We start from the raw sequence: 25,229 nt of genomic DNA, 5'->3' as shown, positions 1-25,229 counted from the left end.
CGATGCTCACTGCTGCTTCGGATGCGGCTCTCAAGCGCTCCAAACCCTCGCCATGCTTCTCCGCTCGCTTGTGCCTGGAGCAGCCCGCGCCGGAACAGCGCCTCAGGGAACTTTCCTACCTTGCCCTTCGTTCCACAGACACAGAGCCATTTCGAGGACCTCACCGATGAAGCGCATTCTCCTGCTTGCCGCCACTCTTTTCGCCGTGCTGCCCATCGAGTCCCAAACTTCATCTCCAGCGAAGCCGATCGTCTTCGCGGTTTCGACCGTCAAGCCTGCTGTCAGCACCGGCGGTAACATCAGCTTCCTGTTCACACCCTACGGACTGAGCATCAGGAACATTACGCTTGAGAGCGTCATCCGCAACGCCTATCAACTGCAGGACGACCAACTCCTCAACACGCCCGCCTGGGCCAGGAACGTCCGCTACGACATCGAGGCCAAGGTGGACGATGAAGACCGCGAGGCGCTGAAGCGGCTCACCCGGCAGGAACGCGCGGCCATGGTGCAAGCCCTGCTCGCCGACCGCTTCCACCTCAAGACGCATCCTGACACCCGGGAGCTTTCAGTGTTCCACCTCGTCGTCGCCAAAGGCGGCGTGAAGATGACTTCCACGCCACCGCCGCCTGCGGGCGAGGAGGGTAAACGCCGCAATCAAGGCATCCTTGGCAGCCGCGGGGAGCTCAACGGCACGAATTGCCCCACGGAGGTGTTGGTTCAGGTGCTCTCGAATGTGACCCACCATCTGGTCGTCGACAAGACGGGACTGACGGACCACTACGACTTCAAGATCACGTTCACCGACGACAACACACCCGCCTCGGCGGAGTCGACGGCACCTTCCATCTACACCGCACTCCAGGAGCAGTTGGGCCTCAAGCTCGAATCCGGCAAGGCACAGATGCCCGTGATGGTGGTCGACCAGATCGACCAGCCTACGGCGGACTAGAAGAGCTTGCCGAGGGTGAAGACGAGGCGCTGGTTGCCGCCATCGCCCAGGGCCGGCCCGATGGAGATGATGCCGATGGGTGTCTCGGCGACGACACCGAACATGACGTCCTGCCGGGTGATGGTGCGCATGTCGGGCCCACGCATCTGGCCGGCCTCGTAGACCGCTCCGGCGTAGATGCTCTGGCCAAGGACCTGCGGGAGGCTTGCGATCCTGCGGAGCATCGCGGGCTGCACGAGGAAGTAGTCCGTGCCACGGTACTGGTCGATCACCGAGGCGGACAGGCGCATGGGACCGCCCAGCGTGAAGCGGTACGGCTGGCCCACATTGCGGTTGAACATCGTGCCTCCATCCAGGCCGAGGATGACGATGTTCTTGCTGAACGTGTGCGCGAGGCTAACGGAGGTGGTGATCTGCGGCGCACTGACGCTTCCCGCCGCGTTGTACAGGTACGCTCCCTCGGAGACGACCCGGATGCCGAACTGCGGCACCAGCGCCTTATCCTGTTCGTCGTAGACGTAACGAATGCGGGCGCGCTGGGCGCTCCCCTTGACGTCGGGCAGGGTGTCCTGGCCGATGTTCTCGTGCCAGGAGATGGTCTTGACCTCCCATCCGGCGCGGAGTTCGCGCTTGCGCTGGTCGCTCCAGGCGAGATCGCCACCGCCGCCGAAGGTGGTCAGCAGGCGCTCGGCCACGCGAGTGTTGCCATCGTAGATCTGGTACGGCTTGCGCGTGAAGGCCAGGCGCGGCGCGATGAAGAAGCCTCCGGGATGAGAGGGATCGCCTACGCCGAAGAGCGTCGGCAACTTGCGATAGTACTCGGCGTCGAGGTTGGTCTCGTAGCCCATTTTGACGTGACCGCGCAGCTCGGATCCATAGCCGAGGAAGTCCTGATCGATGATGGTGCCTTCGATCGTGGCGCGGGTGACGCCTCCGGTCTGCGCCTCGATGTTGGCGCCGACGAGTACGAAGGGTGGGCCGGTCTTCTTGTCGGCGACCGTTACGAGCAGCACCGGGCGATGTTCGTTGCGGGTCTCGTAGGTGACGGAGTAGTCAGCGTCGAAACGGCCATCGCTGCGAATGTCCTCCAGCAGAGCCTCGACCTTCTTTGTATCTACGGGCTGGTTGAGCAGGCCGCGGAAGCGGGCCTCGACGACGTGCTGCGTATCTTCGTTGGGAGCTTTGACGCGCACCTGAAGGAGCGTCCCGGCGGGACCGTGCAGTTTAGCGTTGCGCTCGGCGAGATATTCGGCCCAGTCGGCATCGCTCAGGGCGTAGGGCATCAGGAGAGCCTTCTGCTTCTCGGCGGCCTCATAGCCCTTTTGCGCGAGCTCCTTCGTGCGCAGGTAGTCGGTTGCGGAGAAGCCCGCGATATCCGGCATGATGACGACGTCGGCCAGCTTGCGCGAGGCGGCTTCGTTGGCCTCGATCGCCACCGAGAAGCTGCGGGCGAGGACGCCGAGGATGGAGTTGAGGTCGTTTTTGCCGACGGGTTCGAGAGGCAGGCTGACGGCCAGGACCACGTCGGCCTTCATGTCGCGGACGGTGCGGGTGGGCAGGTTTTCGAGCACGCCGCCATCGACGTACTCATGGCCGTTCAGCTCAAACGGGCGATAGACGCCGGGCAGTGAGACCGAGGCGCGGACGGCGTCGGGGAGAGAGCCGCGAGCGAAGGTGACGGGCTTGGCGTCGGTGAGGTCGGTCGAAAGGGCGCGGAAGGGGATCGGAAGCGAGTTGAACTCGGTCTGATCGTCGTAGCGCAGGAACTCACGATCGAGAAAGCCGTTGAGGCCCTGGTCGGTGAGGACGGAGTTGCGCAGGGAGACACCGTGCTTCAGGCCGACGGTCAGCGCGTTGGGCAGTTCACGGCTGTCTTCGCGACGGCGGAAGCTGCGGCTCTTGTAGCTGGAGGCGATGCGAAAGACCTGGTTGAAGACATCGTCGTTCATGACGACCTTCAACTCATCGATGGTCTTGCCGGTGGAGTAGAGCGCGCCCACCATGGAGCCCATGCTGGTGCCGGCGATCATATCGACCGGGATATGGTGCTCTTCGAACCACTGCAGTGCGCCGATCTCGCTCATGGCCAGCGCGCCGCCGCCGCCGAGGGCGAGTCCGATGCGCTTACGGCCCACCGGACCGGGTGGAGGTGGGGCGGGAGCCAATGCGGCGAGCTCTCCCGGGGCTGCGTTCGCTGTTTTGGTAGAACCGCCCTGATCGCCGGAACTGGCTCGGGGCGCGGTGCCGCTGTTCTGGCCCGGAACCTGCATGGGTTGGCCTCCGGCCGGCAATGTGCCCGCCTGCGCATCGGCCCGGAGACCGCCAACCAGAACACCCAACATCAACAGAGGCAACGCGCGCCCCGTCTTCCAAAACCGTACCGTACCAAAGCTCATGCTCGTATGATTGCGAAACTCGACCGGGGGTTTCACAAGCTGCACCTATGAAATAGCAAGGGTTACTTCGATGGCCAACACACGCTACATGACCATGGCGACTTTTTCGAGCTCCCGCTGCATATGCTCCAGCGTGCATCCGGAAGCCTCGATCGTCGTGACGACGCCGCGTGCAGCATGGTTGGAGACGCCGTATCCGCGCAGCATCAGGAAGCTGGAGATCAGTTCCGCGGCCTGCCAGGAGTCCAGACCAGCCTGCTTCAACTCTTCCCGCAAACCGGAGAGGTCGGAGGTTGCAAACTTCTCGACCGCAACATCCTGCATTGGTTCCATTTTCATGTAAGTCCCTCGTTCGATTGGAATTTGAGAAATCCCATGTGGCCCGGGGAGTGCGCTCAACTGGGGGTTTAGAGCCATATCCCGTCACACGGGTTGTGCCGGAACAGGGAAAGACAGCGATCCAGCTCCATTCTTCTGTCGTGTCAACGACAAAGGGCGCTCTTTGAACTAACGTTCGGCGCGCCGGTCCGGATTTTGGGGAATCGCCCCCTGAGCTTCGGGCGAAGTACCATGGAGAGAGCATGGAAACGAAGATCACCACCCCCCGCCTCCTCGATGGCATCGCCATCGCCGCCGGTATCAAGACCGAAGTCGCCGCCGAGGTCCGTTCGTTGGGCCTTCAGGGCGTTACGCCCGGATTGGCCGTTATCCTCGTCGGAAATGTCGCCGCGTCGGAGATCTACGTTCGCTCGAAGGTGAAGACCTGCGGTGAGTTGGGCATCTACTCCGAGATGCTGACGCCGCCCGACAGCATCACGACGGACGAGATGCTGGAGCTGATCGCGAAGCTGAACGATCGCAACGACATCGACGGAATCCTGATTCAGCTTCCGCTGCCCTCGCATGTGGACACGCGGCGTCTGCTGGAAGCGGTCGATCCGTCGAAGGATGTCGACGGCTTCCACCCGATCAATGCTGGACGTCTGCTGGCCGAGGGATATTCGGGGAGCACGTCGTCGAAGTCTGGCAAGCTGGCGCTCGCGCCATGCACTCCGGCTGGGATTATGGAGATTCTCAGGCGCTCGGACATTGAAATCGCGGGCAAGAACGCCGTGGTGCTGGGCCGCTCGGACATTGTGGGCAAGCCTGCCGCTTCGATGCTGATCAATGCTTCGGCCACGGTGACGGTATGCCATAGCCGCACGAAGGATCTGGCGAAGTACACGCGGGAGGCGGATATCCTGGTCGCGGCGATTGGCCGTCCGGGGTTTGTGACCGCAGAGATGGTGAAACCGGGAGCGACGCTGATCGATGTGGGCATCAACCGCGTGACGGATGCGGCCGAGGTGGAAGGCTTCTTCCCGGGGAATGAGGCTCGGGCAGCCCTATTCGCCAAGCGTGGTTCGGTGGTGGTGGGCGATATTCATCCCGCGGCGTTTGCGATTTCGGGCGCGTATACGCCGGTTCCGGGCGGCGTGGGGGCCTTGACGATTGCGATGTTGATGCAAAATACGGTCACTGCCGCCAAGGCTCGGCGAGGGTAGGTTCTGTGCGGCTGCGTGCCCACATCTCAGAAGCGAGATGTGGGCACTCTGATTCTGGCGGCTAGGGTTTTTCGTCCCGGATGTTGGTGGCGTGGCCGTGTTCGAACGTCACGCTGACCGGATGCCCCTGGTGGTCGTATTCGACGGTGCGGTTGTCGTAGTCGGTGCTTCCGCTGTTCGACACCTGGCCCAGCGCGAGCATGGCCTGACGTTCATTCATGCCGAGAATGACGCGGTGTTCGTCGATCGCCTTCCAGATCTCCGGCGACCAGTGCTTGTAAAGGACGTGCGGGTCGTCGTAGAAGAAGATGTCGTCGACGTTGTTCAGGTTGAAGCCGGTCGCGTCGTGATTCCCGACAGGCACGGCGTACTCCGTGGTGGAGCCGGGCTTGGTGAAGACGAAGAGGACGTGGTGATCGCCTCCCGGGATGCGGAAGGTCGCTACCGTTCCCTTGGGCGCGACCGCCTGGATTGCGTCTTTGATGTCGAGGCGATCGGCTCCAAGTAACAACCCGGCCGGATGCGCGTAGTCGACCTTCTTGTTCGTGTACGGGTAGTAGTCGAGCTGGCCGCCGGCCGAGATCCATAGCGGCTTTCCGGCCAGATCCTTCAGATCCTGCATGGTCGAGGGACGTGTTTTCTTCAGGAAGACGAGGTCGTCGTCCTTCACCACGTAGGTGGGAGCCTTGTCTACGGCTTTGTCGCCCTCATGACGCTCACGGTAGATGAGGCCGACGCGGATGCCGACAGCGGCAACCAGCACAAGCGTTGCTCCAAGGGCTGCTTTCTTGCCTGTTTCCATCTTGACTCCTCTTCTCAATCGACCGGTTCGGCGATGGCCTGCTCCCAGTTGGATTCCATCAGGCTCTCCGCGGTCAGCTTATCGGCACGACGAAGTTGCGGAAACAGAATACTGGATGCGCCGGTGACCACCAGCGAGGCCATGCCGCCGATGACGACCGCGCGGACGGCCCCCCACCACTGTGCAGTGACACCGGACTCGAACTCGCCGAACTCGTTCGACGCGCCGACAAACAGCCAGTTCACCGCGGAGACGCGGCCACGCATCTCGGGCGGCGTAGCGAGTTGGAGGATGCTCGAACGGATAACCACCGAGACCATGTCGCTGGCACCGATGAGGATGAGCGCTACGATCGAAACCCACAGGCTCTTCGACAGGCCGAAGACCACCGTCGCCGCTCCGAAGATCGCGACACAGATCAGCATGATCTTTCCGGCGGAGCGCTGCACGGGCCGGATGGTCAAGAGGATCGAAACCGTCAGCGCCCCGATGGAAGGCATGGCACGCAGAAGCCCAAGACCGCGCGGCCCGGCGTGCAGGATCTCCTGCGAGAAGATGGGAAGAAGCGCGACCGCGCCGCCCAGGAGTACGGCAAAGAGATCGAGCGAGATGGAGCCGAGCAGGAGCTTCGAGTTCCACACATACTCGAGACCGACGAGCATGGTGCGAAGGCTGAAGGCCTTCTGGATCTGCGGTACAGGGCGCGGGTGGATCATGCTGACCAGCACCAGGAAGCAGCACAGCATGAGAAGCGTGAACAGGTAGACGACCGGCGCGCCGGTCCACTGCACGAGCGATCCGTGGAAGCGAAGGGCGAACAGAAGGCCACCGAAGGCTGGCCCGATGATGTTGGCGATCTGAAAGATGGTCGCGCCCCAGGTGATGGCGTTGACGAAGTTCTCCTTGGCGACCAGCGAGGGCAGAAGCGCGCTGGCGGCAGGCCCGCTGAAGGCCCGGCCCGTGCCGATGCCGAAGAGCACAAGGTAGATCGGCCAGATATGGTCGTTCGCATGGAGCCCCAGATACAGGAGCATCGCCGAGCAGATGGTCTGGAGCGTGTAGCAGGAGAGGATGACGCGTTTGCGGTCGTAGCGGTCCGCAACGTGCCCCGCAGGCAGTACGAAGACGATGCCGGGCAGGAAGAGCGCAAGGCCGGTGTAGCCGAGATCGAGCGCGGAGTGGGTGATCTGGTAGACGTGCCAGGCGACCGCCACCGACTGCGCCTCAGCACCCAGGATCACCAAAAGACGGGCGACCTGGTAGAGCACAAAGTCTTTCGAATAGAAGGCCCCTGCGGCCTTCAACTCTGCTCGTTTCTCACCATCCGCCATGCTCCATGGTTTCATACTTTGGCGGTTTGAATGGTACCGGATGCGGCGTATGTGATCTCTTTCCGGGGAGAAAGATCGCTCCTATTCTGTCGAAAAGAAGACGCCCCGGGGTTCGTACCCCCGAGGCGTTCCTTTGAGCAGATGCTTTTTGCGCTACCGGTTGAGGTATTGACGGTACTGCGTTTCGACCACCCCGGTGTTGCGGGCGAGCTGGAGCTTCGCCTGGTTGTTCTGGAAGGTCGTCGAGATAAGTCGGTTCTGGGCATCGGCCAGGGTGGCCTGCGCGCGGACGACGGGAAGGCTGTCGTCGACGCCGGCCTTGAAGCGCTGGGTAACCTCATCGAGCTCCTCTTTCGCGAGGGCTTCGTTGCTCTGCGCGACCTTGACCTGCTGCGCGGTGGACTCGACGTCCAGCATCGCGGACCGGATCTGCTGCTCGATCGTCACATGCAGCGACTGGATCTGCTGGCGAAGGCTGATGAGCTGCGCATCGGCAACCTCACGCTCACCGCGGAACTGGGCCTCTTTGAAGATCGGAATCTTGAGCGTGCCCTGCGCGTTGAAGACGCCATGGTAGAGACCGCGCGTCTCGCCCAGCACGCCGTAGTAGCCGTTTACGGCGACGGTGGGCATGTATTCGTAGCGCGAGGCTTTGCGCTGCACCTCGGTCGCCTTGACCTCGGCTTCCAGCATCAAAAGGTCTTTGCGCCGCGTGTAGGCGAGCGAGAGTGCATCGGCCAGGGGAAGTTCGGCGAGATCCGCGTAAGGAACCGTATCGGTCAGGTTCAGCTCCTGCCCGGCGGGGAGACCCATCAGCCGGTTCAGGGCAATTTTGTCCTTCGCGAAGGTATTTTCCGCCGAGATCAGTGCCTGCTGTTGCTGCTGAAACTGCACCTGGGTGCGCAGTACGTCGATATTGGGGCTGACGCCCGCATCGTGCGAGAGCTTCGCCTGGTTGTAAGCGACCTCATCGGCTTTGAGCAGGGCCTGCGCATCGGCAATCTGCGCGGTATCGGCCAGAGCCTTCAGGTACGCGCTGCCGATGGCGAGCGTGACCGAACCGCGACCGTTGAGCACCCCAAGGTTCGTGGCTTGCGCGGCCTTCTGTGAGGCGCGGAAGAGGTAATAGGTGGGCACGTTGAAGACCGTCTGGTCAAGGTTCAACTGCGCGGCCGTGGTATCGACCTTGACGATCGTGTGGATGCTGCCCGCCGGGAGGCCGAAAGCGGCCAGGCTGGCCGGTTTGAAGCCCATGGCGGCCAGGTTGATCTCCTGCGTGGCAGTGCGGGCGCTGGCCGTCAGCGAAGGCAGAAGCGCGTTCTCAGCCGTCAGAATGGCACCGCGGACCTGGCGGTCTTCGCTGCGCAGCGCCTCGAGCTGATAGTTGTTCTTCATCCCGAAAGCGATGGCGTCGTCGAGCGACAGAGCGAGCGCACCGTCCGTGGCGCGGGGAATCACGGTTCCGCCAACGGTCCGCGAGGAATCGGAGGGCGGAATGGCGCTGGGCGCCTGCGGGAGCGAATCCGGTCGCGCGTCGGTGCTGCTGCTGGAACCGGACTTCGCATTGACGAGGTAGAGGTTCGTTGTCAGGGAGGCGTGATCCTGCGCCGCCAGCGTGAGGGGCAGCGCAAGAGAGGCTCCCAGGAAGGTGCGGGAAAAGAGGTTCAGAGTCATCGTCCGCCGGTTTTCGGAGCCCGCAAGGGGCTGCCGCATGGTGTTTTTTGTCGAACTCACTCCCTTTAGAGTGACACGGGGCGCTTCCGGTTGCGAAATGACACGCAGAATCTGCATGGGGGGAGCCCGGAGGCTCGGCTAGAATACGAAACAGAACACTATGCGTCTGACCTCTATGAACCGTCGCCTGCTCACCGCCGCCTTCGCCCTTAGCCTGTTTACCGGTGTCACCACAGCCTCCGCGCAGAGCTCCGCGCCGGAGAACACGGGCAACAACTTCAAGGACACTTCCCTGCTGAAGCCGCCCGCAGGCTCGCGCGTCGCGATCATCGAGTTTGAAGACCTGGAGTGCCCGGCGTGCGCCCGGGCGTTTCCGATGGTCCATGCCGCGGTCGATCACTACAAGATCCCGTTGCAGCGGCACGACTTCCCGCTCGCGATGCACGTCTGGAGCTTCGACGCCGCCGTGAACGCGCGTTATCTGCAGGACAAGGTCAGCCCGTCGCTCGCCGAGGAGTACCGCCGCGCGGTCTTCGCGTCGCAGACCGCAATCGCCAGCAAGGACGATCTGAGCAACTTCACGCGGAAGTTCTTCCAGTCCCACGGCACCGCAATGCCATTTGTCATCGACCCAACCGGCCAGTTCACGAGAGAAGTGAAGGCGGACTTCGCGATCGGCGAGCGGATCGGCATCTCCCAGACCCCGACGATCTGGGTCGTGACGGCGAACCACTGGACCCAGATTACCGATCCGACACTGCTCTATCAGACCATCGACGCCGCACTGGCGGAGACGGCTCCCAGGTCCGGAGCAAAGACGGTAGCCAGGCACAAGTAACTCCACGATCAAGGACGCAAGCGGCATGCCCGATCTCGATACGGTCGGGCATGTTGTATTTTGGAGGTTTTGAGGATTGGGCTATGTCGATCGGGAGCAAGAGACAGCCTCGTATGCGCCTGGATTGACAGCGAATGCTTCCCGTTCCACACTCAATCAGGACGGAAGACCGTCCGAGCTGCCGCGCTGAGGTCCTGCGATGACGATTGAGATGCAGGAATCCGAGCTGGAAGCTATCATCCGGCAGAGGATGAAGAGCGGTCGCTTCGAAAGTATTGAAGACATCCTTACGGCTGCTCTCAGGTCAACCGAGCCAGAGTCGGCCTCCCAGCTCGAGCCCGCGAAGGACCTTAAGGAAGTCTGGGCAAGAGCCAGTGACCTTGGGGTGGAACTCGATATTATTCGCCACCCTGTCTCGGATCGGCCAGTTGGGCTTTGAGCGGGTTTCTACACGATACAAATATTCCGTCGGAGACTATCCGTCCGCATCCCGATGCGGACGTGATGCAATGGCGATCGAGCCAATCGGATAAAGATCTTTTTCTAAGTGTGATCTCCATCGGTGAGCTGCGAGAAGGAATCGCACTTCTGACGCAGGGCAGAAAACGCAACGAAACCGAACTCTGGTTTCGAAACGATCTGATTCGCCACTTCGAAAATCGTCTTCTGCCCGTCACGCATCCCATTGCTGAGAGGTGGAAAATCTTGACTGCAGAACGCCGGCTGCGCGGAGTTCCCCTGCATCCAGCAGACGGCCAGATCGCCGCCACAGCCCTTGAACACACTCTGCACCTCGTCACGCGGAATGTGAAGGACTTCGTGCATCTCGGCGATTCTCTTTTCAATCCATGGGAGTAGAAGGAAAAATCATGCCCGTCATCCGCGCTTGTCCGCATTGTGGTCAGAAGAACCGTACCGTCGCCAAGCACCTCGCCGATACAGGCCGGTGCGGCGCCTGCAAGGGAGAGCTGCCTGCCCTGGCCGAGCCGCTTGCCGCCGATACCGCGCTCTTCGATGAAGTACTTCGCGAGTCGCCAGTGCCGGTTCTCGTCGACTTTTGGGCGGCGTGGTGCGGGCCGTGCCGTTCGGCAGCCCCGGAGGTCGCGAAGGCCGCCAAGGAGATGGCCGGTAAGGCTATTGTGCTGAAGGTCGACACCGAGGCGCATCCAGACCTCGCCGCACGATACCAGGTGCAGGGGATTCCAAACTTCGTGGTGCTTCTGCGTGGACGCACGATGATGCAGCAGGCTGGTCTCGTCGACCACCAGCAGATGGAGCGGTGGCTTACCTCCGCAGCGAAACTGGCGTCTGCCTGAAGATCAGAAAGTAGTCCTGGCCATCGGCCTTGGTGAAGTCGAAGCTGGCGGAGAGCTTGTAGCCGGCCTCCTTCATCTCACGGATGACCACATCCCGGTTCAGCCCATGATCGTCGCCCCTGCCGTTGCGGTCGATGATTCCGATCACCCCATCCGGTCGCAAGGACGCATGCAGAGCTTTCATCACAGGGATCGCATGTGCGATCTCGTGGTACACCTTCAGCATCAGAAGAGCGTCTACACTCGCCTGCGGAAGTCTTGGATCGTCCGGTGTACCCAGCACGGTCTTCACGTTGGTCAGGTTTTCCTTCTTCGCCCGCTCGTCGATGTACCGGATGGACTGGGGGTTGATGTCTTCGGCGAAGACGGTCCCGTGCGGCCCCACGCGGCGCGCCGCGCGGACCGTAAACCAGCCCGACCCCGCACCCAGGTCCGCGACATTCTTACCCGGACGAATACCCAAGAGATCCATCACGCGGTCGATCTGCAGTTTCTTGTCGCGGTCCGGGTACTCGAAGATGGAGAGGTCGCCCGCGTATGGCGTGCTGGAGGGTCTCTCCTGCTGCGCGTGGAGCGGTAGGACAAGCAAACAGGCGAAGACGAGAATCCATAGACGCTTCATCGGACGATGATCGTCCTCCGGCGCAGAGCGTGCAAGTCGTCTTTTGGCGCGGTCAAATTCGCCGTTGGACGCGCTGGTGGAGATCGTCTAGTCTTCGACGTACGATCCCCGGCACCAGGAGCCCCCAGTTTGTTCAACACGCGTCTTCGTTCGTCCTCCGCTGTCTTTGCGCTCTCGCTTGCCAGCTTCGCCGCCGCTTCCGCCCAAGAGTACACCCCTTTGCAGACCGAACAGCCCGAGAAGTACCAGTGGCTGGAGGACGTCTCCAGTGCGCGCTCCATGGAGTGGGTGAAGGCGGAGAACGCCCGCTCCGCCGCAGTGCTCGAGGCCGATCCGCGCTACGCCGGCATGCAGGCCGATGCTCTGAAGGTGCTCGAATCGCCCGATCGTCTGGCCTATCCGGACCAGCGTGGCGAGATGATCTACAACCAGTGGCAGGACGCCCAGCATGTCCGCGGCCTGCTCCGCAAGACCACCCAGGCCGACTACCTGACGGCGCAGCCGCACTGGCAGACTGTGATCGACTACGACGCGCTGGGCAAGGCCGACCACGAAAAGTGGGTGGGACACGGCATGAGCTGCCTTTATCCCGGCACCGGACTTTGCCTGGCTGTACTCTCGGCCGGCGGCGAGGACGCGACGACCGAGCGGGAGTTCGATCTGCGTACGAGCAAGTTTGTCGCCGGCGGATTCGCCTTGCCAAAGAGCAAACAGAGCGTCGCCTGGGAAGACGCCAATACTCTGCTGGTAGCACGCGACTGGGGCCCGGGGACGATGACCAAGTCCGGTTATGCCTTTGTCGTGAAGCGCTGGAAGCGTGGGACACCGCTCGAAAGCGCCGTCGAGGTCTATCGCGGCACCGAGAACGACATCAGCGCATCCGCCTTCGTGCTGCACGACGCGCAGGGGCATACCGTGACTCTCGCCAATCGCGGCATCAACTTCTTCGAGGCGGAGATATCCCTGCTGACCCCCAAGGGCACACAGAAGCTTGGTCTCCCCGGCAAGTGCGAGATCGACGGCTTGCTGGACGGACACGTCATCGTCACCCTCAACGAGGACTGGAAGCCCGCCGGATTGGACAGGACCTTTGCGCAGGGCTCCGTGGTCGCCATGGACCTCGATGCCGTCAAGAAGGACCCCGCACACCTGAAACCCACCATCGTCTTCCAGCCCACCGCCCAGGAGTTCTCACAGGAGGTCTCCGTTACCCGTACGAAGCTTCTTCTGACGACGCTCGAACATGTCCAGGGCCGCGCCTATGTCTACAGGGTCTCGAAGTCCGGCGCGTGGACCCGTACCAAGCTCGCCGTTCCCGACAATCAGTCCGTTTCCATCGCCTCCACCAACGAGGCGGACGACACGTTTTACCTGCAACTCAGTGGCTTTCTGACGCCCTCATCGCTCCAGTTCGGCGACGCTTCCACGGGATCGCTGGTGCTGGCCAAGAGCCTGCCCGCCCAGTTCGACGCCTCGAAGATGACGGTCGAGCAGCTCGAGGCCACGTCGAAGGACGGCACCAAGGTTCCCTACTTCGTCGTACACGGCAAGGACATGAAGTACGACGGCTCCAACCCGACACTGATGGGCGCGTACGGCGGCTTCCAGGTCTCGGAGACCCCTACCTACTCGGCCATCACGGGCAAGCTGTGGCTGGAGCATGGCGGCGTCTACGTACTGGCCAACATCCGTGGCGGCGGCGAGTTCGGCCCGGCCTGGCATGAGGCCGGACTGAAGACCCACCGGCAGCGCATCTACGACGATTTTGCTGCCGTGGGCGAAGACCTGATCGCGCGCAAAATCACCACGCCACGGCGTCTCGGCATCGTGGGCGACTCAAATGGCGGCCTGCTGATGGGCGTGGAGATGACCCAGCACCCAAAGCTCTGGAACGCGGTGGTGATCCAGGTGCCTCTGCTCGATATGCTGCGTTTTGAACAGATTGCAGCCGGAGCTTCGTGGGTCGGGGAGTACGGCACGGTCTCGAAGCCGGACGAACGGAAGTTCCTCGGATCGATCTCGCCATACAACCAGCTTCGTCCGGATGTTACTTATCCTGAACCACTTATCTTCACAACAACCAAGGATGACCGCGTCGGGCCGGTGCATGCTCGCAAGTTCGCTGCGCGCATGGAGGAGTTTCATCAACCGTTCTTTTATCAGGAGATCACCGAAGGAGGGCACGGTGCGGGTGCGGATTTGAAGGAGCAGGCAGGGACGCGGGCGACGCAGTTCATCTACCTGACGCGCAAGCTGATGGACTGACGGGCCGGCTGCGGCCGTCAAATGCGATGGAAGAAGTGCACCGTTTCTGGTGCACTTTTTTCTTTGCCCGTATCCTGGCTGTCTAAAGGACTTACGGGGGTCCGGGGTGAAAAGACCAATGTTTCCCCACGGACTTTTTGGGCGGTAGAACGTGGTCCAATGCATGGAAACTGTGGACGAAATGCTGGAAAAACATGGTTGCTGAAGAAGGTATGGTCAACGCGTCCGTTACCGCAAGCGGAAAGCCCTGTCGATTCATGGTTTGCTGCCCCGGCAGAGACGTCTAGAATTGTCGGTGAGCAATTTTGCGCGTTCCTCTCCAACCAGAGCCGTCCGAACAGAGCGAGTCCCGTCTGCGGCGGATGACCGACACGCTTCCGGCGTACATTGCGTACGTGGATCACGATCTGCGCTACGTCACCGCCAACCGGATGTACGAGATCCAGTTCGGCAGGACGACGGAGCAGGTCGTCGGCTGCAAGGTTGAGGATGTCGTCGGATCTGCTGCGTTCGCCGTGCTGGGGAAGCACCTGGAGGCCTGTTTAAGGGGCATCCCGCAGAAGCTTGAGCCACGCGTCGAGACGACCGCAGGACCGCGCATCCTGCTGGTGACGCATACGCCCGACTTCGACGCGGAGGGCCGCGTGCTGGGCGCCATCATTCACGGCTACGACATCACAGAGCAGCGCCGGGCGGAGCAGGCCCTGATTGAGTCCGAGAAGCTGGCCGCCGTGGGACGCCTGGCCTCGAGCATCGCGCACGAGATCAACAACCCGCTCGAATCGGTGGTGAATCTGCTGTACCTGATCGAATCGACGGTGCGCGACGATCCCGGGCAGGGGGTGCTTTATGCGCAGATTGCCCAGCAGGAGCTGGCCCGCGTGAGCCAGATCGCCACCCAGACCCTGCGGTTCTTCAAGCAGTCGACCGCTGCGGCTGTTGCCGACCTGGGCGAGACGATCGAGGCCGTGCTCGCACTGCACCAGGGCCGCCTGCACAATGCGCAGATCGTGGTGGAACGCAGGGTGAGCGGGATCGGTGCGGTGCTCTGCTTCGAGGGTGAGATTCGGCAGGTGCTGAATAACGTCATTGGCAATGCCATCGACTCCATGCGCGGAACGGGGGGCCGTCTGCTTGTTCGCTCCCGGGCTTTGCAGAACGGGTACCGCATCACCATCGCCGACACGGGCCATGGCATGGACAAGGCTACGGTGGATCGCATCTTCGAAGCGTTCTTCACCACCAAGGGGATCATGGGGACGGGGCTTGGGCTATGGATTTCGCAAGGCATCGTCGCCAAACACGAAGGCGCTCTGCGCGTTCGCAGCAGCGAAAACGCCAAGCATCACGGCACGGTCTTTATGCTCTTCCTGCCAGCCGCCTAGCCGTACGCAGGGGCGTACAGCGGTCCAAGGACGCTCCGTCATCGCAGAGCGCGTTCAGCGAATCTGCACGAGCTCCGGGGTTGGGCTGGTGTGGTGGCCGCCGCCCGGCGTCACCGTTGCGTTCTGCGGAGCGCGCCAGTGGTCGATGTAGCTGACCTGATGGACGCAGCTAATGGTGCAGTTGGGTGCACAGGACTTTTCCGTGAGGAACTCGCGTTTGACGTCGGCGGTCTTGTAGTCCGCGATGGGGATGCCGGGGTAGCCGCGCTGCTGCGAGCAGTAATGCACCAGGCCGTTCTCGCAGATGTAGATGTAGCGCGCACCGGCACGGCAGCGCCAGTCGTTGGGCTGTCCGTTGGCGATGGCTTCCTGGAAGTGGTTGAAGCGCGAGTAGCTGCGCCGGGTGAGATTCCGCACGCGATCCCAGACGTTGCGCTCGGCTTCGCCCAGCGGCTTCAACTGCCCGCTGCCATCGTGAATGATGCCGATGGTCGAGCTGAACCCGAGGCCCAGAGCGCGCTCGGAGACCGTGAACGCATCTTCCGGGTTGGCGATGCCGCCACCGACGACGGAGTTGATGTTGACGTGGAAGTCGGCGTACTCGGCGAGCATCTTGAGCTTGGCGTCGAGGACCTTGAGGGACTTCTTGGAGACGTCGTCGGGCATGACGTTGTCGATGGAGATCTGCATGTGATCGAGGCCGGCCTGGTTGAGGCGCTCAATGCGGTCGGGCATGAGGAGGTAGCCGTTGGTGATCATGCCGGCGATGGCGCCGGTCTTGCGGATGCGCGCGATGACGAGGTCGAGATCAGGGTGCAGGAGGGGCTCGCCACCGGAGATGGTGATGACGGAGGTGCCGAGGCGGCCGAGGTGGTCGATGCGGCGGTACATCTCTTCGATCGGTACGGGGTCCGAGAAGTTGTCGAACTCGTTGCAGTAGGTGCAGGCGAGGTTGCAGCGGCGCATGGGCACGATATGCGCCATGTAGGGGTGGCCGGTGGACGCCAGGGCGGAGCCGACGGAGCCGAGCTCACGCAGCTTGCGAGTGACGGCCTTCCAGCGGCGTTTGCCTCCGGAGGATTTGGGAACTGCGGCGGGGATCGTGCGGGGGGCCTGCTCGGGCGTGCTGGTGGATTGGGTCATGCTCTCTTTATTGAATCACAGGCGGGGTGTGTTGCGCCTCGTCGGGCCTGTCTCAGTTCTCGGATGGCATCTCGGCGTGGTCGACGACGATGATCCAGACGGGTCCTTTGGAGGGGTGGAGTTTGAGGCCTAGCTGCTCCTCGGCGGCGGTGAAGATGGAGGGACCGGCGTCGGTCTGCTGGGTGCCTTCGGTGGGCGTCCAGTGCATCTCGAAGTCGTAGTTGCCGGGGGTGTCTGTTTTGTCTTCGACGGGACGCTCCAGCACCATGGCGAAGATGACGGGGATGAAGGGCATGGGTGCGTTCTGGCCGGTGAGCTTGCCGGGATTCCAGCTCATCGTTCCGTTCTCGGGATCGGCCGGGTGCGCGACCTTCATCCGCACGCCGCCCTTGGCGATCGTCATCTCGTAGAGGGACATGACCTTTTGTTCGTAGTGGATCTTGAGTTGGAAGCGGTCCTCTAGGAGGCGCTGGAGCATGAGCATGCGATAGGTGGGGGTGCGGGAGACGATCTGACGGACGGCGACCATCATGGTTTCGGCCTTGGTGAGTTCTTTGATCTTCGGGACGTCGTCGGAGTCGACCTTGGCGTGGAGATCGAAGCGTTGGGTGTCGGCCCAGGGTGGGGCGCCGGTGAGCTGCTGTTTGTTGAGGGCTCCGAGGGAGAAGCCATAGGCCTCGGCGATTAGGCCGCGCAGGGTCATCCCGGTGATGGTGAGTCCGTCCGGCTGATCGTTGTTCGACATGCCGGAGTTGGCGTCGGGGGTTTTGTGGATGGAGACGAGTTCGTAGGAGGGGATCTGCGCGGCGTCGGGGCGGGGGGTGAAGCCGGCGGTCTGGGCGTGGGCAAGCTGGAGCGCCAGTGCGCTCCAGAGGATGACTGCGGCGATACGTTTCAATGGGCTGCGGCCACTCGCATGAAGTGGCTGACGCGGACGCTACAGTTGTAGTTTGCTGCCGGCTGCCATACGGTTCCGTCAGCGTAGGTTACGACCAAGAGCTTGACCCGGGTTACGCTGACTCCGGAGCCGAGGAGGAGGCTGCGTTCCAGCTCCGCGGCGGGGTCGTCGCCGGACCAGATGTCGAAGGTGCGGGACGTTTCCTGCGGCTGGCTGCTCACCATCATGGCGCCGGTGGGCGGCACCATGAAGTAGACGGCGAGTTGGGCCTTGCGGAATGCGGTGGGGGCTTTCAGGTTGACGTGTACGCCCATCCTGCCTGGGGAGATGCGATCGTCGCTGCGTGCGTCTTCGAGCGAGACCACCCACTGGGTTGCGCCGGTTGCCTGCTGCTCGGCTGTGATGCCGACGGGGCAACTCCAGGAGGTGCGCATGGAGGCGGGGGGCTGGCCGAGGGGATAGATATGCTTGAGAGTGAATGGGCGCGCGGGGGCCTGCACAGGGGATTGCGCGAAGGCCATGGAGGTTGCGAGGAAGGGAAGAGCCAGGAGGACGCGACGCATAGGTCACCTCGTATTGGACAGAATCTTACATCGAAAAGGGCATCAGACAGGCAGACTGGGTCGGCGCGGGGTGCGGGTTGCCGGTGTTGAAGGGCCAGATATCGGGCAGAAGGCTCGAGTGATGCTTGGAGTTCGGTACCATCAGCAGCGTCTGCTCATGGCGATCGCGCAGCACGACCACCGAGATGGTCTTGCCCTTGTTTTCGCGCACGGCCCGCAGCCAGTCGCTGCTGGTGGCGATGTTTGCGGAATTGACCCGCACGACGACATCACCTGCGTGCATTCCGGCCTGCGCGGCCGGGCTGTTCGTGTCGACCGAGCGGACCAGCAACCCCGTCTTCCCCTGCGCGCCAAAGTACTCCGCCAACTGCGGCGCCATCGTTTCAAGCATCGCGCCGGTGTAGGTGGGGCTGACGATCGAACCAAGAAAGCTGCGGCTGGCCTTGCCGGGTGAAGAGAAGAAACTGTGCTTTTCCTCGGCAGGCAGCGGAGGCGAGGGCACGGAGGCATCCGGTTCAGGCACCGCGATGTGCTGTTCCCACGCCTCGCGCAGAACCTCTTCCTTGTCCGCCATCTGCGTGGAGAGCGTCTGCCTCTGCCCTTCCCTGCTGATCAGAATCGTGACCGCATGTCCCGGAGGTGTCTCCCGGATCATCTTCCGCAGATTTTCTTCCCCTTCGACCGACTTGCCGTTCATCTGCAAGATGACGTCATGCTCGCGCAGGCCGGCCTTTCCCGCGGGCCCATCGTGGTCCACCAGGATCACGACGGCGCCGTGCGCAGCGTCGACCTTCCACGCCGCGAGCTGATCCTTGCTGACATCGCGGATGTCCACTCCGAGATAGCCCTGCGCGGTATTCCGCGAGGCAGCAGCAGCGCCTGCTCCGGAACGCGTGCCGTGCAGAAAGTACCCCATATGCTGCTTCTGCGCCCCCGCGACGCCAGCCTGGCTCAGCGCCGTCGCTGCCAGCACCGCTGCCAGACCGAACGAACCCCGCCGCCACCTCGACCGCCGTATTGCCGTCCTCAAGCCGTTCATGTACCTCATCTCACACAATCCATTGGAGACGCGTGCCGTTGTCCGGCACGTCTCCCAGAGTCTTCGACTCCCTGCGAAACAAGCAGTAAGCGAAGGAGTCGAAAGGAGGTTACTGAATCGAATCCGAACCCTGCAGGGCCTGAAACGATGCTGTACGAATGTATGGATTCTCGTCCGAAGTTGAGACCGTGCGCAAGACATTTCGCACGCTGGAATCAGCCTGAACAGGCTCCAGCTCGCCGATGGCGGCCGTCCGCACCTGCGCATTCGAGTCGTGCAACAGCGCCTCAAGCACCGCGTCGCGTACCCGGCGGTCCTGCCCGACGTACGGCTGCAGGCCTTCGAGCGCCTTCATACGCACGCCCGGGTTCTTGTCGTAGCGCAGCGAAACCATCAGCGCGCCACGCACACCCTTGTCGTCGGTCTCCGCCGAGCAGCCCTTGCCCGCGCGGCACTCGTTCGCCAGCAGCGAGACCGAATCGGTCCGCACGCCGTTCGTGGCGGCCGCACGCGTACCCATCAGCAGCAACTGGCGAATCTGCGGATCGTTCAGGTTTCCTTCGATCGACTCAGGCACCACCCGGTTATAGAGCACCTGCACCACGTTCGGATCGGCCGTCTGCACAATGCCGTTCACCCCCTGGATCGAGCTGTTCGCCTGGTCCGTGATCGTCACCGGAGGCATCTGTTTGGGGGCATGCGCGTCCTGGTAGCGGTGCAGGTAGTTGCCGGAGAGAAAGCCGACGCCCAGAAGCAGCGTAGCCAGCGCCGGCGCGCTCTGAATATTGCCCACCCAGCGAAAGAAGTTCGTGCGGGTTCGCGCAAAGAAGCCATGCGCGGGAATCTGGTCCAGAGCCTCATCCAGCCGCATGCGCGACTGTGCCAGCAGATTCGGCGAGGGTTCCACCACCGGAGTCAGTTCCAGCATCGAAAACATCGCACGCATGCCGGCGAGTTCTTCCTGACAGCTCGCGCACTCCGCGAGATGCCGTTCCAACACAATCGCGTCTTCGTCCGGCAGCTCGCTGTACGACGCGAGCACCATGCTCTCCTGTGCCTGCTCACACTTCATGATCGTTGACCTCAAACTAGCCTCAAAATTTGTCTTGCGCCTGCTGCCCGGGGTCGCGGTCTCGTCGATCGGCTGATGCCGTTCGCTGCCTGACTCCCGGAGTACTCGAAAAAACTTCTACTGATAAAGACTTTGTTTAATTGCGCAAGATAGCAAGATTCGCCCGCAACTTGCGTGTTGCGCGGAAGAGCGTGTTCTTCGCCGTCTCTTCCGTGGTGTTCAACATCTCTCCGATGGTCCGGAGTTTCAGCCCCTGGTAGTGCTTCAACTCAAACACGGTGCGTTCACGCGGGGTCAGCTTGTCCAGCGCCTCGTTGATCGAGACGCCCATCTGCTTGCGCTCCAGCTCCCGGGCCGGATTCGCCATCGCGCGGTCGTCCGAGATATTCGACAGCAGATCCATCTCGTCGCCGCTCGCGTCCAGCACGGTCGCCGGATCTTCGCGGCGGCTCTTGCGGCGGCGAAGCTGGTCCAGGCAAAGGTTGGTGACGATGCGATACAGCCATGTGTAGAAGCTGCACTCAAACCGGAAGTTGCCAAGATGCCGGTAGGCCTTGATAAAGGCCTCCTGGTGGACATCCTGCGCGTCCTGCTCGTTGCCGAGCATGTGCAGAGCAAGCCGGAGCACCGACTGGTCGTAGCGGCGGACCAGAGCGTCGAAGGCGGTGCGCTGCCCGGCCTGCGCCTCGCGGATGAGGTCGTCATCCTCGGAACGCTGCTGCGCGCGCGCGTCCAACTGCGCCTGCGTCAGCTTGCCGCCTCGTACTCCGGGTTGTGCCACGGGTTTCGCCATCAATGGCACCGATTCTACCTGTACGGCACCCATATCGGCGACCCGAAGGGGGCCGGAAAAGACATGCGAACGCCCGATTCCCGCCACCGGGAGTACCGACGTCAACTCCCCGGTAAGGTCCATGCCCATCGCCTCAGCATTCATAGGGACAATCTTCTCGACAAAAAAGATGAAATGCTTCCTCTGAATAGACCGCAGCCACCCTGGAAAGGTAAGCAACCTGCCGGGAGTCGCAGGCATGGGTCCACAGCGGCCCGCGATACACTCTGGAAATGCCGTTTCGCACCCCCTCCACGCACCTCTTCGCCGACTCCGACCCAACCCCCAAAAGCGCCGGAACATGGATCCATGCGCACTGCGACGGTGGAGCCCGCGGCAACCCCGGCCCAGCCGGCTATGGAGCCCAGATCGTCGACGACGCAGGCAATACGCTCGCCGAGCTCTCGGAGTTTTTAGGCTTCAAGACCAACAACTTCGCCGAATACTCGGGTCTGCTGGGCTGCCTGGACTGGGCGCTCGAACACGGTCACTCCCGGCTGAAGGTCGTCTCCGACTCCGAGCTGATGGTGAAGCAGATCCAGGGCAAGTACCAGGTCAAGAGCCCCGATCTAAAGCCGCTGTTCGACGAGGCCAAACGCCGCATCGCGAAGCTTGACGGCTTCCAGATCACCCACGCGCTCCGCCATAAGAATAAGGAAGCCGACCGTCTTGCGAACGAGGCGATGGACCGCGGCATGAATCGCGCACCCGCTGCCCCGGCGCCGGTCATCGCACGTCCAGCAGCGGCGGCACCGCGTCCAGTCGCACCGCCCGTTCCAAAGGCCGATGCCATGCTCCGGGGATTTACCCGCGACGGCGTCGTGCATATCCTGGGCGATGCGCGGCTGCCCGACGGGATTTTCGTCAAGATTATCCGGGAGTAAGGGTCGTGCGCGGCGCTAGACGAAGTAGTGCGGGATAAACGAGCTCAGATTGTCCGTCACAGGCGTTCGCGATTCGCGAATCCCCATGCCGCAGCACTCCTGGTCGACCATCCACACCCCAAGCACCGGATAGCGCATCTGGTTGTCGGCAGCCTGGAAGACGGCATCCGGGGCCAGCGCCTGCACGATCCGCGGCCCGTCGTACATGCCGTCCGTCTCCATCACCGTGCTGCCGTTCCGAACGATCTTGATGTTCGCCCCTTCGCGGCTCAGCAGAGGCTTCGATACGTAGTCCCGCATGCCGAACGGCCCCGAGGCAAGCTTCGAGAGCGAGCTTGGAATGGGCGCCGAGTTATGCCCACGCCCAAAGCCGCCGTCGTTGACCTGCGTCCACTCGCTGGTGACCGGCCCGGTCGCTTCCGGTTCAAAGAAGGCCGGGAGCAGAAGCTCGTGATTCGGATACAGCTCCCAGAGGATCGGCAGAATGCCCTTGTTCGAGAGCAGCATCTTCCAGATCGGCTCGATCCAGCGCATCTGCGGATAGGTATCGAGCGCGTGGACGCCGAACTCCTCGCGCACCATCGCCTCCCAGGGATACAGCTTGAAGATCGAGAACATCTGGTCCTCGGCGGGGTCCAGGAACGCCTTCGCGTCCTCGTTCCAGCCGATCTCCTCCATGAACATCTGCAGCGTCTTCAGCCCGGCCTGCTCCGCCGTATCGCGCAGGTAGACGAGCGTCAACTGGTCCTCCGGCTCATCCACTCCGGCGAAGTAGAGCGGCTGCTGCAGGTACGGGATCAGGTCCTTCCACTTCGCGATGAGCTTTTCGTGGATCGAGTTGAACTGGTCGGGATCGCCACCGAGAAATGCGGAATGATGCAGATGAGGCGTCTGCTCCTTGAGCCAGTCCCACTGGACGACCGCCGCCTCCAGCAGCGATGTGGGCGTATCGGCGTTGTATTCGAGCAGCTTCGGAGCCTGGCCGGACTTCTCTCCAGCCCAGGAGAAATCGAAGCGTCCATAGATCGCGGGCGGCTCCTGCTCCCAGGCCCGCTCGATCACCGGAATGGCGGCGGCGGGGATATCGAGCTCGGTGTAGCGCTTGTTGTCGATGACATGCTGCGCGGCGGCCAGGCACATCTCCTGCATGGTGTTGCCGGCGGCCTCGAGGGTATCGATCTCGCCCGACGTGAACTCATAGGCCGCCGACTCATCCCAGTACGGATGCGGCATCGACTCCGGGGAGTGGTAGGTGAGGCCAACCGCTTCAACCTTCGATTGCCAGTCAGGACGGGGGGAGAGTGTAATGCGCTTCATCGAGTAAGCCTCTGTCGTTGCTCTTGTTTCCGAGATATGTTCGGGCTTCAGCCCGGGCATGCCATCTCCATCACCGATGCGGGCTTGCGCCCTCGGGGTATGGGTTTCCTACTCGCCCGCGCCGCCGCCGCTTCCGCCATGCGTCGAGCCGAAGCCTCCGCGTACCGTGCCGGAGCGGGCTCCGCTCGAGGTCGCGTAGGAGTGTCCGGAAGAAGGCATATAGCTGCCCCCGCCCACCACTGAGCCGAGGCCATAACCTCCGTATCCACCGTAGTAGTAGTGGTAGGGCAGAATGATCGGGATGAACCCGCCATGGCCATCGGGCTGGCGCTGCTGCTGACCGTTCTGGATACCCTGCTGGGCCTGACAGAGCTTATCGTCGACGACAACATTATGTTCATCGACACATCGCTGCATCTCGGGCTTGCGACAGCCCGCGATCATGGCGGAGGCAGCCAAGGCGAGGAGAGGTGCTGCAACTTGCGTGGAGCGGCGCATACGTGGTCCCTGTTGGGAATAAGACTAGCAGTATTACGTTACCGGATCGGCTCTTGTTCCCCGGTCGTCCCGCCCGCCCTAATTCTCTGAAGGCTTCTCGACATGCGAGATCACCAGCACATCCACCGGAGCCTTCGTTGCCTCCAGCTTCAGCCCCAGCGTAGCCGGCATCGCCACAAACAACGACGGCGGAGCCTCAGCGCCATCCGGTGGCGGAGGCAGCTTCGACAACATCCCTCCCGCCATCGAATCATCCGGCGTAAACGTCACGCTGATGTCGTAACGCCCTTCGATCTCCGTCTGGTTCGCCACCGGGCGATCCAGCAGCACCTCCTGCAGCGCGTCGCCGATCTCCGTGACCGTCATGTTCCGGCCGATGTAGTTCAGCCCGCCCTTCATCCCGGGACGGAAGCCCGCGCCGCTTCCATCGGTCGCCTTGGCGGTCGTCGCCGTCAGCTTCGGTCCATCCTTCGCCACCCGGATCGCGAATACCGAAAGCTCTCGCTTCTCCCTGGTGAACTTCAGGGCGAAACGCTCGGTCATCAGCTTCCGGACCATCAGACGGATCTGCTTATCGTTCGGCCGGCCCTCGATATCGATGCGTCCGCTTACATCGAACTTGTCCGACTCCGCCCAGCTCGGCAGACCGACGAACTGCTTCAACTGCATGCCATAGGCAAACATCAGCATGTCCGCCAGGCTGAAGTTGCGCAGACGCATCGTCCGGCCCTGCACGCCGTAGTTCTTGCCCTGCGCGCCCGGCACCCCAGGCTTGATCGTCGCCACTTCCAGCGAGGGATCCGCATCGGCGGCCATCGGCGGCAACTGCACCGGCGGCTCCGGGATCACCCAGGCCGTCTCCTTGGTGGCCTTGGTCAGGACCAGCGCAACCGGATTGCCGCCCTGAGTAAAGGTTCCGGTGATCGTCCCGCCATCCGCGCTCATCTTGCCCTCGTACAGCGCGGAGAGCGCCACGATCTCCATCTTCAACGTGCCCCCGGAGAAGCTCGCGGTGGACGCCGGAATCGGCTGCGCCCCCTGATCGATGCTGTACAGCACCACCTTGACCGCGGTCCCGTCGCCATTGGTGATCTTCGCCACCACGCGAAGGCCTTTGCCGAGGGGGAGCGTGCCCTGCCAGCTTCCGGCGATCTCCTGGGCGCTGAGCGAAACCACCGAAACGGCCGCGAGCAACACGACTCCAAGCAGAAGCAGAATCTTCTTCATGACAGGTCTCCTCGAAGCAAGCCTCGCCCACGCATCGCGGAGCGGCAGAAAGAAAAGGAAGTACAGAGAATGGCAGGGACCCAGTGTAGACGCAGCGATTTCACAATCGATAGGGGGAAGCAAGCTTTTTGCGAAGAAGGCGGGTGCCTGAGCCCCGGGATCTTCCACCCGCATCGCGCAAGGACATCCTAGTCCCCCACGTTCGACTCGTCTTCAACGGGGCCGTGCGCTTTGAGACCCTCAGCTTCGATGAAGTTCAACCTGGCCTGGATCTCCCACACCGCATGCTGCGCCCGCACCCGCCAGTCGTCACCTTCCTTGGTCGGATAGAGCACCACGTCCAGCCGGCCCATCATGTCGTCCAGCATCTCGCGAATCGAGAATACTTCACTCTTCCGGGCCTTGCGCTGCTTCGAACGCACGACGTAGAAGATGATGCCGTGAATCACGCCAACCGCTACGGCACACACCGCCGCGGGTTTCCATGGGGCCCCATCGCGAAAGATCGCGAAGACCGCAAAGACGACGATGACGCCCACGAAGGTGAGAATCAGCTCAAGATATCGAAGAATCATCTTCATGCCATGAAAGTATATGGCATCACACTACAAAAAAGGCGTCCAAAGAGCCGAAA

The 25,229-nt window shown here is 62.4% G+C and carries 25 protein-coding genes; 9 read left to right on the top strand and 16 right to left on the bottom strand.

From position 1 onward, the window contains the following. Window positions 1-166: 166 nt before the first annotated feature. Window positions 167-949: a TIGR03435 family protein gene (locus tag BM400_RS04630; protein ID WP_175528870.1), complete on the top strand. Its 783-nt coding sequence runs from the start codon at window positions 167-169 to the stop codon at window positions 947-949. Here BM400_RS04630 and BM400_RS04625 read toward each other — a convergent pair. Together BM400_RS04625 and BM400_RS04620 are read right to left on the bottom strand one after the other, a co-directional pair. Then, entirely contained in the window at window positions 946-3,345 is a 2,400-nt protein-coding gene (locus BM400_RS04625; protein ID WP_245781680.1) for a patatin-like phospholipase family protein, read from the bottom strand. The genes BM400_RS04630 and BM400_RS04625 overlap by 4 nt on opposite strands. A gap of 84 nt (window positions 3,346-3,429) precedes the next feature. Then, the gene (locus BM400_RS04620; protein ID WP_245781679.1) at window positions 3,430-3,684 is read right to left on the bottom strand and encodes a hypothetical protein; all 255 of its coding nucleotides are present in this window, start codon (window positions 3,682-3,684) and stop codon (window positions 3,430-3,432) included. A gap of 242 nt (window positions 3,685-3,926) precedes the next feature. Between BM400_RS04620 and BM400_RS04615 the strand changes: the two genes are divergently transcribed. Further along, on the top strand, window positions 3,927-4,889 hold the full coding sequence (locus tag BM400_RS04615) for a bifunctional 5,10-methylenetetrahydrofolate dehydrogenase/5,10-methenyltetrahydrofolate cyclohydrolase (protein WP_089837057.1): 963 nt from the start codon (window positions 3,927-3,929) through the stop codon (window positions 4,887-4,889). Window positions 4,890-4,950: 61 nt separating this feature from the next. On the opposite strand, the gene BM400_RS04610 is transcribed toward BM400_RS04615, so the two are convergent. The 3 genes from BM400_RS04610 to BM400_RS04600 form a co-directional block, all read right to left on the bottom strand. Further along, entirely contained in the window at window positions 4,951-5,691 is a 741-nt protein-coding gene (locus tag BM400_RS04610; protein ID WP_089837055.1) for a hypothetical protein, read from the bottom strand. Between the two features lie 14 nt (window positions 5,692-5,705). Beyond that, window positions 5,706-7,022, bottom strand: coding sequence for an MFS transporter (locus BM400_RS04605; RefSeq protein ID WP_089837053.1), 1,317 nt, complete (start codon window positions 7,020-7,022; stop codon window positions 5,706-5,708). A gap of 153 nt (window positions 7,023-7,175) precedes the next feature. Then, window positions 7,176-8,735, bottom strand: coding sequence for a TolC family protein (locus BM400_RS04600; RefSeq protein ID WP_175528869.1), 1,560 nt, complete (start codon window positions 8,733-8,735; stop codon window positions 7,176-7,178). A 136-nt stretch (window positions 8,736-8,871) separates the two neighbouring features. Between BM400_RS04600 and BM400_RS04595 the strand changes: the two genes are divergently transcribed. From BM400_RS04595 to BM400_RS04580, 4 genes are all read left to right on the top strand, one after another. Further along, window positions 8,872-9,534, top strand: coding sequence for a DsbA family protein (locus tag BM400_RS04595; protein ID WP_089837049.1), 663 nt, complete (start codon window positions 8,872-8,874; stop codon window positions 9,532-9,534). Between the two features lie 199 nt (window positions 9,535-9,733). Then, window positions 9,734-9,973 (top strand): hypothetical protein, encoded by a 240-nt coding sequence (locus tag BM400_RS04590; protein WP_089837047.1) that lies wholly within the window; start codon window positions 9,734-9,736, stop codon window positions 9,971-9,973. Then, complete coding sequence (locus BM400_RS04585; protein WP_089837045.1) at window positions 9,970-10,392, top strand: type II toxin-antitoxin system VapC family toxin; 423 nt, start codon at window positions 9,970-9,972, stop codon at window positions 10,390-10,392. Before BM400_RS04590 ends, BM400_RS04585 begins: the two co-directional genes overlap by 4 nt. An 11-nt stretch (window positions 10,393-10,403) precedes the next feature. Further along, window positions 10,404-10,850 (top strand): thioredoxin family protein, encoded by a 447-nt coding sequence (locus BM400_RS04580; RefSeq protein ID WP_089837043.1) that lies wholly within the window; start codon window positions 10,404-10,406, stop codon window positions 10,848-10,850. On the opposite strand, the gene BM400_RS04575 is transcribed toward BM400_RS04580, so the two are convergent. Next, window positions 10,819-11,472, bottom strand: coding sequence for a methyltransferase domain-containing protein (locus BM400_RS04575; protein WP_089837041.1), 654 nt, complete (start codon window positions 11,470-11,472; stop codon window positions 10,819-10,821). The genes BM400_RS04580 and BM400_RS04575 overlap by 32 nt on opposite strands. A gap of 129 nt (window positions 11,473-11,601) precedes the next feature. On the opposite strand from BM400_RS04575, the gene BM400_RS04570 reads away from it, so the two are divergent. Both BM400_RS04570 and BM400_RS04565 read left to right on the top strand, forming a co-directional pair. Then, complete coding sequence (locus tag BM400_RS04570; protein ID WP_245781678.1) at window positions 11,602-13,737, top strand: prolyl oligopeptidase family serine peptidase; 2,136 nt, start codon at window positions 11,602-11,604, stop codon at window positions 13,735-13,737. Between the two features lie 305 nt (window positions 13,738-14,042). Next, the gene (locus BM400_RS04565) at window positions 14,043-15,122 is read left to right on the top strand and encodes a PAS domain-containing sensor histidine kinase (protein ID WP_141223806.1); all 1,080 of its coding nucleotides are present in this window, start codon (window positions 14,043-14,045) and stop codon (window positions 15,120-15,122) included. Between the two features lie 54 nt (window positions 15,123-15,176). Here BM400_RS04565 and BM400_RS04560 read toward each other — a convergent pair whose 3' ends face one another. From BM400_RS04560 to BM400_RS04535, 6 genes are all read right to left on the bottom strand, one after another. Then, the gene (locus BM400_RS04560) at window positions 15,177-16,265 is read right to left on the bottom strand and encodes a radical SAM protein (RefSeq protein WP_089837035.1); all 1,089 of its coding nucleotides are present in this window, start codon (window positions 16,263-16,265) and stop codon (window positions 15,177-15,179) included. Between the two features lie 52 nt (window positions 16,266-16,317). Then, window positions 16,318-17,163 (bottom strand): TIGR03435 family protein, encoded by an 846-nt coding sequence (locus BM400_RS04555; RefSeq protein ID WP_089837033.1) that lies wholly within the window; start codon window positions 17,161-17,163, stop codon window positions 16,318-16,320. Beyond that, entirely contained in the window at window positions 17,160-17,726 is a 567-nt protein-coding gene (locus BM400_RS04550; RefSeq protein ID WP_089837031.1) for a hypothetical protein, read from the bottom strand. Before BM400_RS04550 ends, BM400_RS04555 begins: the two co-directional genes overlap by 4 nt. A 25-nt stretch (window positions 17,727-17,751) precedes the next feature. After that, entirely contained in the window at window positions 17,752-18,765 is a 1,014-nt protein-coding gene (locus tag BM400_RS04545) for a PDZ domain-containing protein (RefSeq protein WP_175528868.1), read from the bottom strand. A gap of 109 nt (window positions 18,766-18,874) precedes the next feature. Next, window positions 18,875-19,837, bottom strand: coding sequence for a HEAT repeat domain-containing protein (locus BM400_RS04540; protein ID WP_089837027.1), 963 nt, complete (start codon window positions 19,835-19,837; stop codon window positions 18,875-18,877). Between the two features lie 136 nt (window positions 19,838-19,973). Then, complete coding sequence (locus BM400_RS04535) at window positions 19,974-20,663, bottom strand: RNA polymerase sigma factor (RefSeq protein ID WP_425432397.1); 690 nt, start codon at window positions 20,661-20,663, stop codon at window positions 19,974-19,976. A 239-nt stretch (window positions 20,664-20,902) separates the two neighbouring features. Here BM400_RS04535 and BM400_RS04530 point away from each other — a divergent pair, with 239 nt between their 5' ends. Beyond that, entirely contained in the window at window positions 20,903-21,553 is a 651-nt protein-coding gene (locus BM400_RS04530; RefSeq protein ID WP_089837023.1) for a ribonuclease HI family protein, read from the top strand. Window positions 21,554-21,568: 15 nt separating this feature from the next. On the opposite strand, the gene BM400_RS04525 is transcribed toward BM400_RS04530, so the two are convergent. The 4 genes from BM400_RS04525 to BM400_RS04510 form a co-directional block, all read right to left on the bottom strand. Continuing rightward, entirely contained in the window at window positions 21,569-22,870 is a 1,302-nt protein-coding gene (locus BM400_RS04525) for a glutathionylspermidine synthase family protein (protein WP_089841484.1), read from the bottom strand. A 108-nt stretch (window positions 22,871-22,978) separates the two neighbouring features. Further along, window positions 22,979-23,368 (bottom strand): hypothetical protein, encoded by a 390-nt coding sequence (locus BM400_RS04520; RefSeq protein WP_089837021.1) that lies wholly within the window; start codon window positions 23,366-23,368, stop codon window positions 22,979-22,981. 78 nt (window positions 23,369-23,446) lie between these two features. Beyond that, a complete protein-coding gene (locus BM400_RS04515) occupies window positions 23,447-24,595 on the bottom strand; it encodes a TIGR03435 family protein (RefSeq protein ID WP_089837019.1) in 1,149 nt (382 codons plus the stop codon). Window positions 24,596-24,783: 188 nt separating this feature from the next. Further along, a complete protein-coding gene (locus tag BM400_RS04510) occupies window positions 24,784-25,176 on the bottom strand; it encodes a hypothetical protein (protein WP_089837017.1) in 393 nt (130 codons plus the stop codon). Between the last annotated feature and the right edge of the window lie 53 nt (window positions 25,177-25,229).

The sequence above is a fragment of the Granulicella pectinivorans genome (assembly GCF_900114625.1).
In the GTDB taxonomy this organism is placed as follows: domain Bacteria; phylum Acidobacteriota; class Terriglobia; order Terriglobales; family Acidobacteriaceae; genus Edaphobacter; species Edaphobacter pectinivorans.
The sequence above is the reverse complement of the archived record's forward strand: the minus strand, read 5'-3'. Positions and strand labels throughout refer to the sequence as shown.

What these genes read in the sequence shown, in the direction of transcription:
- BM400_RS04630 (WP_175528870.1), top strand. Translation starts at nt 167, where the DNA reads ATGAAGCGCATTCTCCTGCTTGCCGCCACTCTTTTCGCCGTGCTGCCC.
- BM400_RS04625 (WP_245781680.1), bottom strand. Translation starts at nt 3,345, where the DNA reads ATGAGCTTTGGTACGGTACGGTTTTGGAAGACGGGGCGCGCGTTGCCT.
- BM400_RS04620 (WP_245781679.1), bottom strand. Translation starts at nt 3,684, where the DNA reads ATGAAAATGGAACCAATGCAGGATGTTGCGGTCGAGAAGTTTGCAACC.
- BM400_RS04615 (WP_089837057.1), top strand. Translation starts at nt 3,927, where the DNA reads ATGGAAACGAAGATCACCACCCCCCGCCTCCTCGATGGCATCGCCATC.
- BM400_RS04610 (WP_089837055.1), bottom strand. Translation starts at nt 5,691, where the DNA reads ATGGAAACAGGCAAGAAAGCAGCCCTTGGAGCAACGCTTGTGCTGGTT.
- BM400_RS04605 (WP_089837053.1), bottom strand. Translation starts at nt 7,022, where the DNA reads ATGGCGGATGGTGAGAAACGAGCAGAGTTGAAGGCCGCAGGGGCCTTC.
- BM400_RS04600 (WP_175528869.1), bottom strand. Translation starts at nt 8,735, where the DNA reads ATGCGGCAGCCCCTTGCGGGCTCCGAAAACCGGCGGACGATGACTCTG.
- BM400_RS04595 (WP_089837049.1), top strand. Translation starts at nt 8,872, where the DNA reads ATGAACCGTCGCCTGCTCACCGCCGCCTTCGCCCTTAGCCTGTTTACC.
- BM400_RS04590 (WP_089837047.1), top strand. Translation starts at nt 9,734, where the DNA reads ATGACGATTGAGATGCAGGAATCCGAGCTGGAAGCTATCATCCGGCAG.
- BM400_RS04580 (WP_089837043.1), top strand. Translation starts at nt 10,404, where the DNA reads ATGCCCGTCATCCGCGCTTGTCCGCATTGTGGTCAGAAGAACCGTACC.
- BM400_RS04575 (WP_089837041.1), bottom strand. Translation starts at nt 11,472, where the DNA reads ATGAAGCGTCTATGGATTCTCGTCTTCGCCTGTTTGCTTGTCCTACCG.
- BM400_RS04560 (WP_089837035.1), bottom strand. Translation starts at nt 16,265, where the DNA reads ATGACCCAATCCACCAGCACGCCCGAGCAGGCCCCCCGCACGATCCCC.
- BM400_RS04550 (WP_089837031.1), bottom strand. Translation starts at nt 17,726, where the DNA reads ATGCGTCGCGTCCTCCTGGCTCTTCCCTTCCTCGCAACCTCCATGGCC.
- BM400_RS04545 (WP_175528868.1), bottom strand. Translation starts at nt 18,765, where the DNA reads ATGAACGGCTTGAGGACGGCAATACGGCGGTCGAGGTGGCGGCGGGGT.
- BM400_RS04540 (WP_089837027.1), bottom strand. Translation starts at nt 19,837, where the DNA reads ATGAAGTGTGAGCAGGCACAGGAGAGCATGGTGCTCGCGTCGTACAGC.
- BM400_RS04535 (WP_425432397.1), bottom strand. Translation starts at nt 20,663, where the DNA reads ATGGGTGCCGTACAGGTAGAATCGGTGCCATTGATGGCGAAACCCGTG.
- BM400_RS04530 (WP_089837023.1), top strand. Translation starts at nt 20,903, where the DNA reads ATGCCGTTTCGCACCCCCTCCACGCACCTCTTCGCCGACTCCGACCCA.
- BM400_RS04525 (WP_089841484.1), bottom strand. Translation starts at nt 22,870, where the DNA reads ATGAAGCGCATTACACTCTCCCCCCGTCCTGACTGGCAATCGAAGGTT.
- BM400_RS04520 (WP_089837021.1), bottom strand. Translation starts at nt 23,368, where the DNA reads ATGCGCCGCTCCACGCAAGTTGCAGCACCTCTCCTCGCCTTGGCTGCC.
- BM400_RS04515 (WP_089837019.1), bottom strand. Translation starts at nt 24,595, where the DNA reads ATGAAGAAGATTCTGCTTCTGCTTGGAGTCGTGTTGCTCGCGGCCGTT.
- BM400_RS04510 (WP_089837017.1), bottom strand. Translation starts at nt 25,176, where the DNA reads ATGAAGATGATTCTTCGATATCTTGAGCTGATTCTCACCTTCGTGGGC.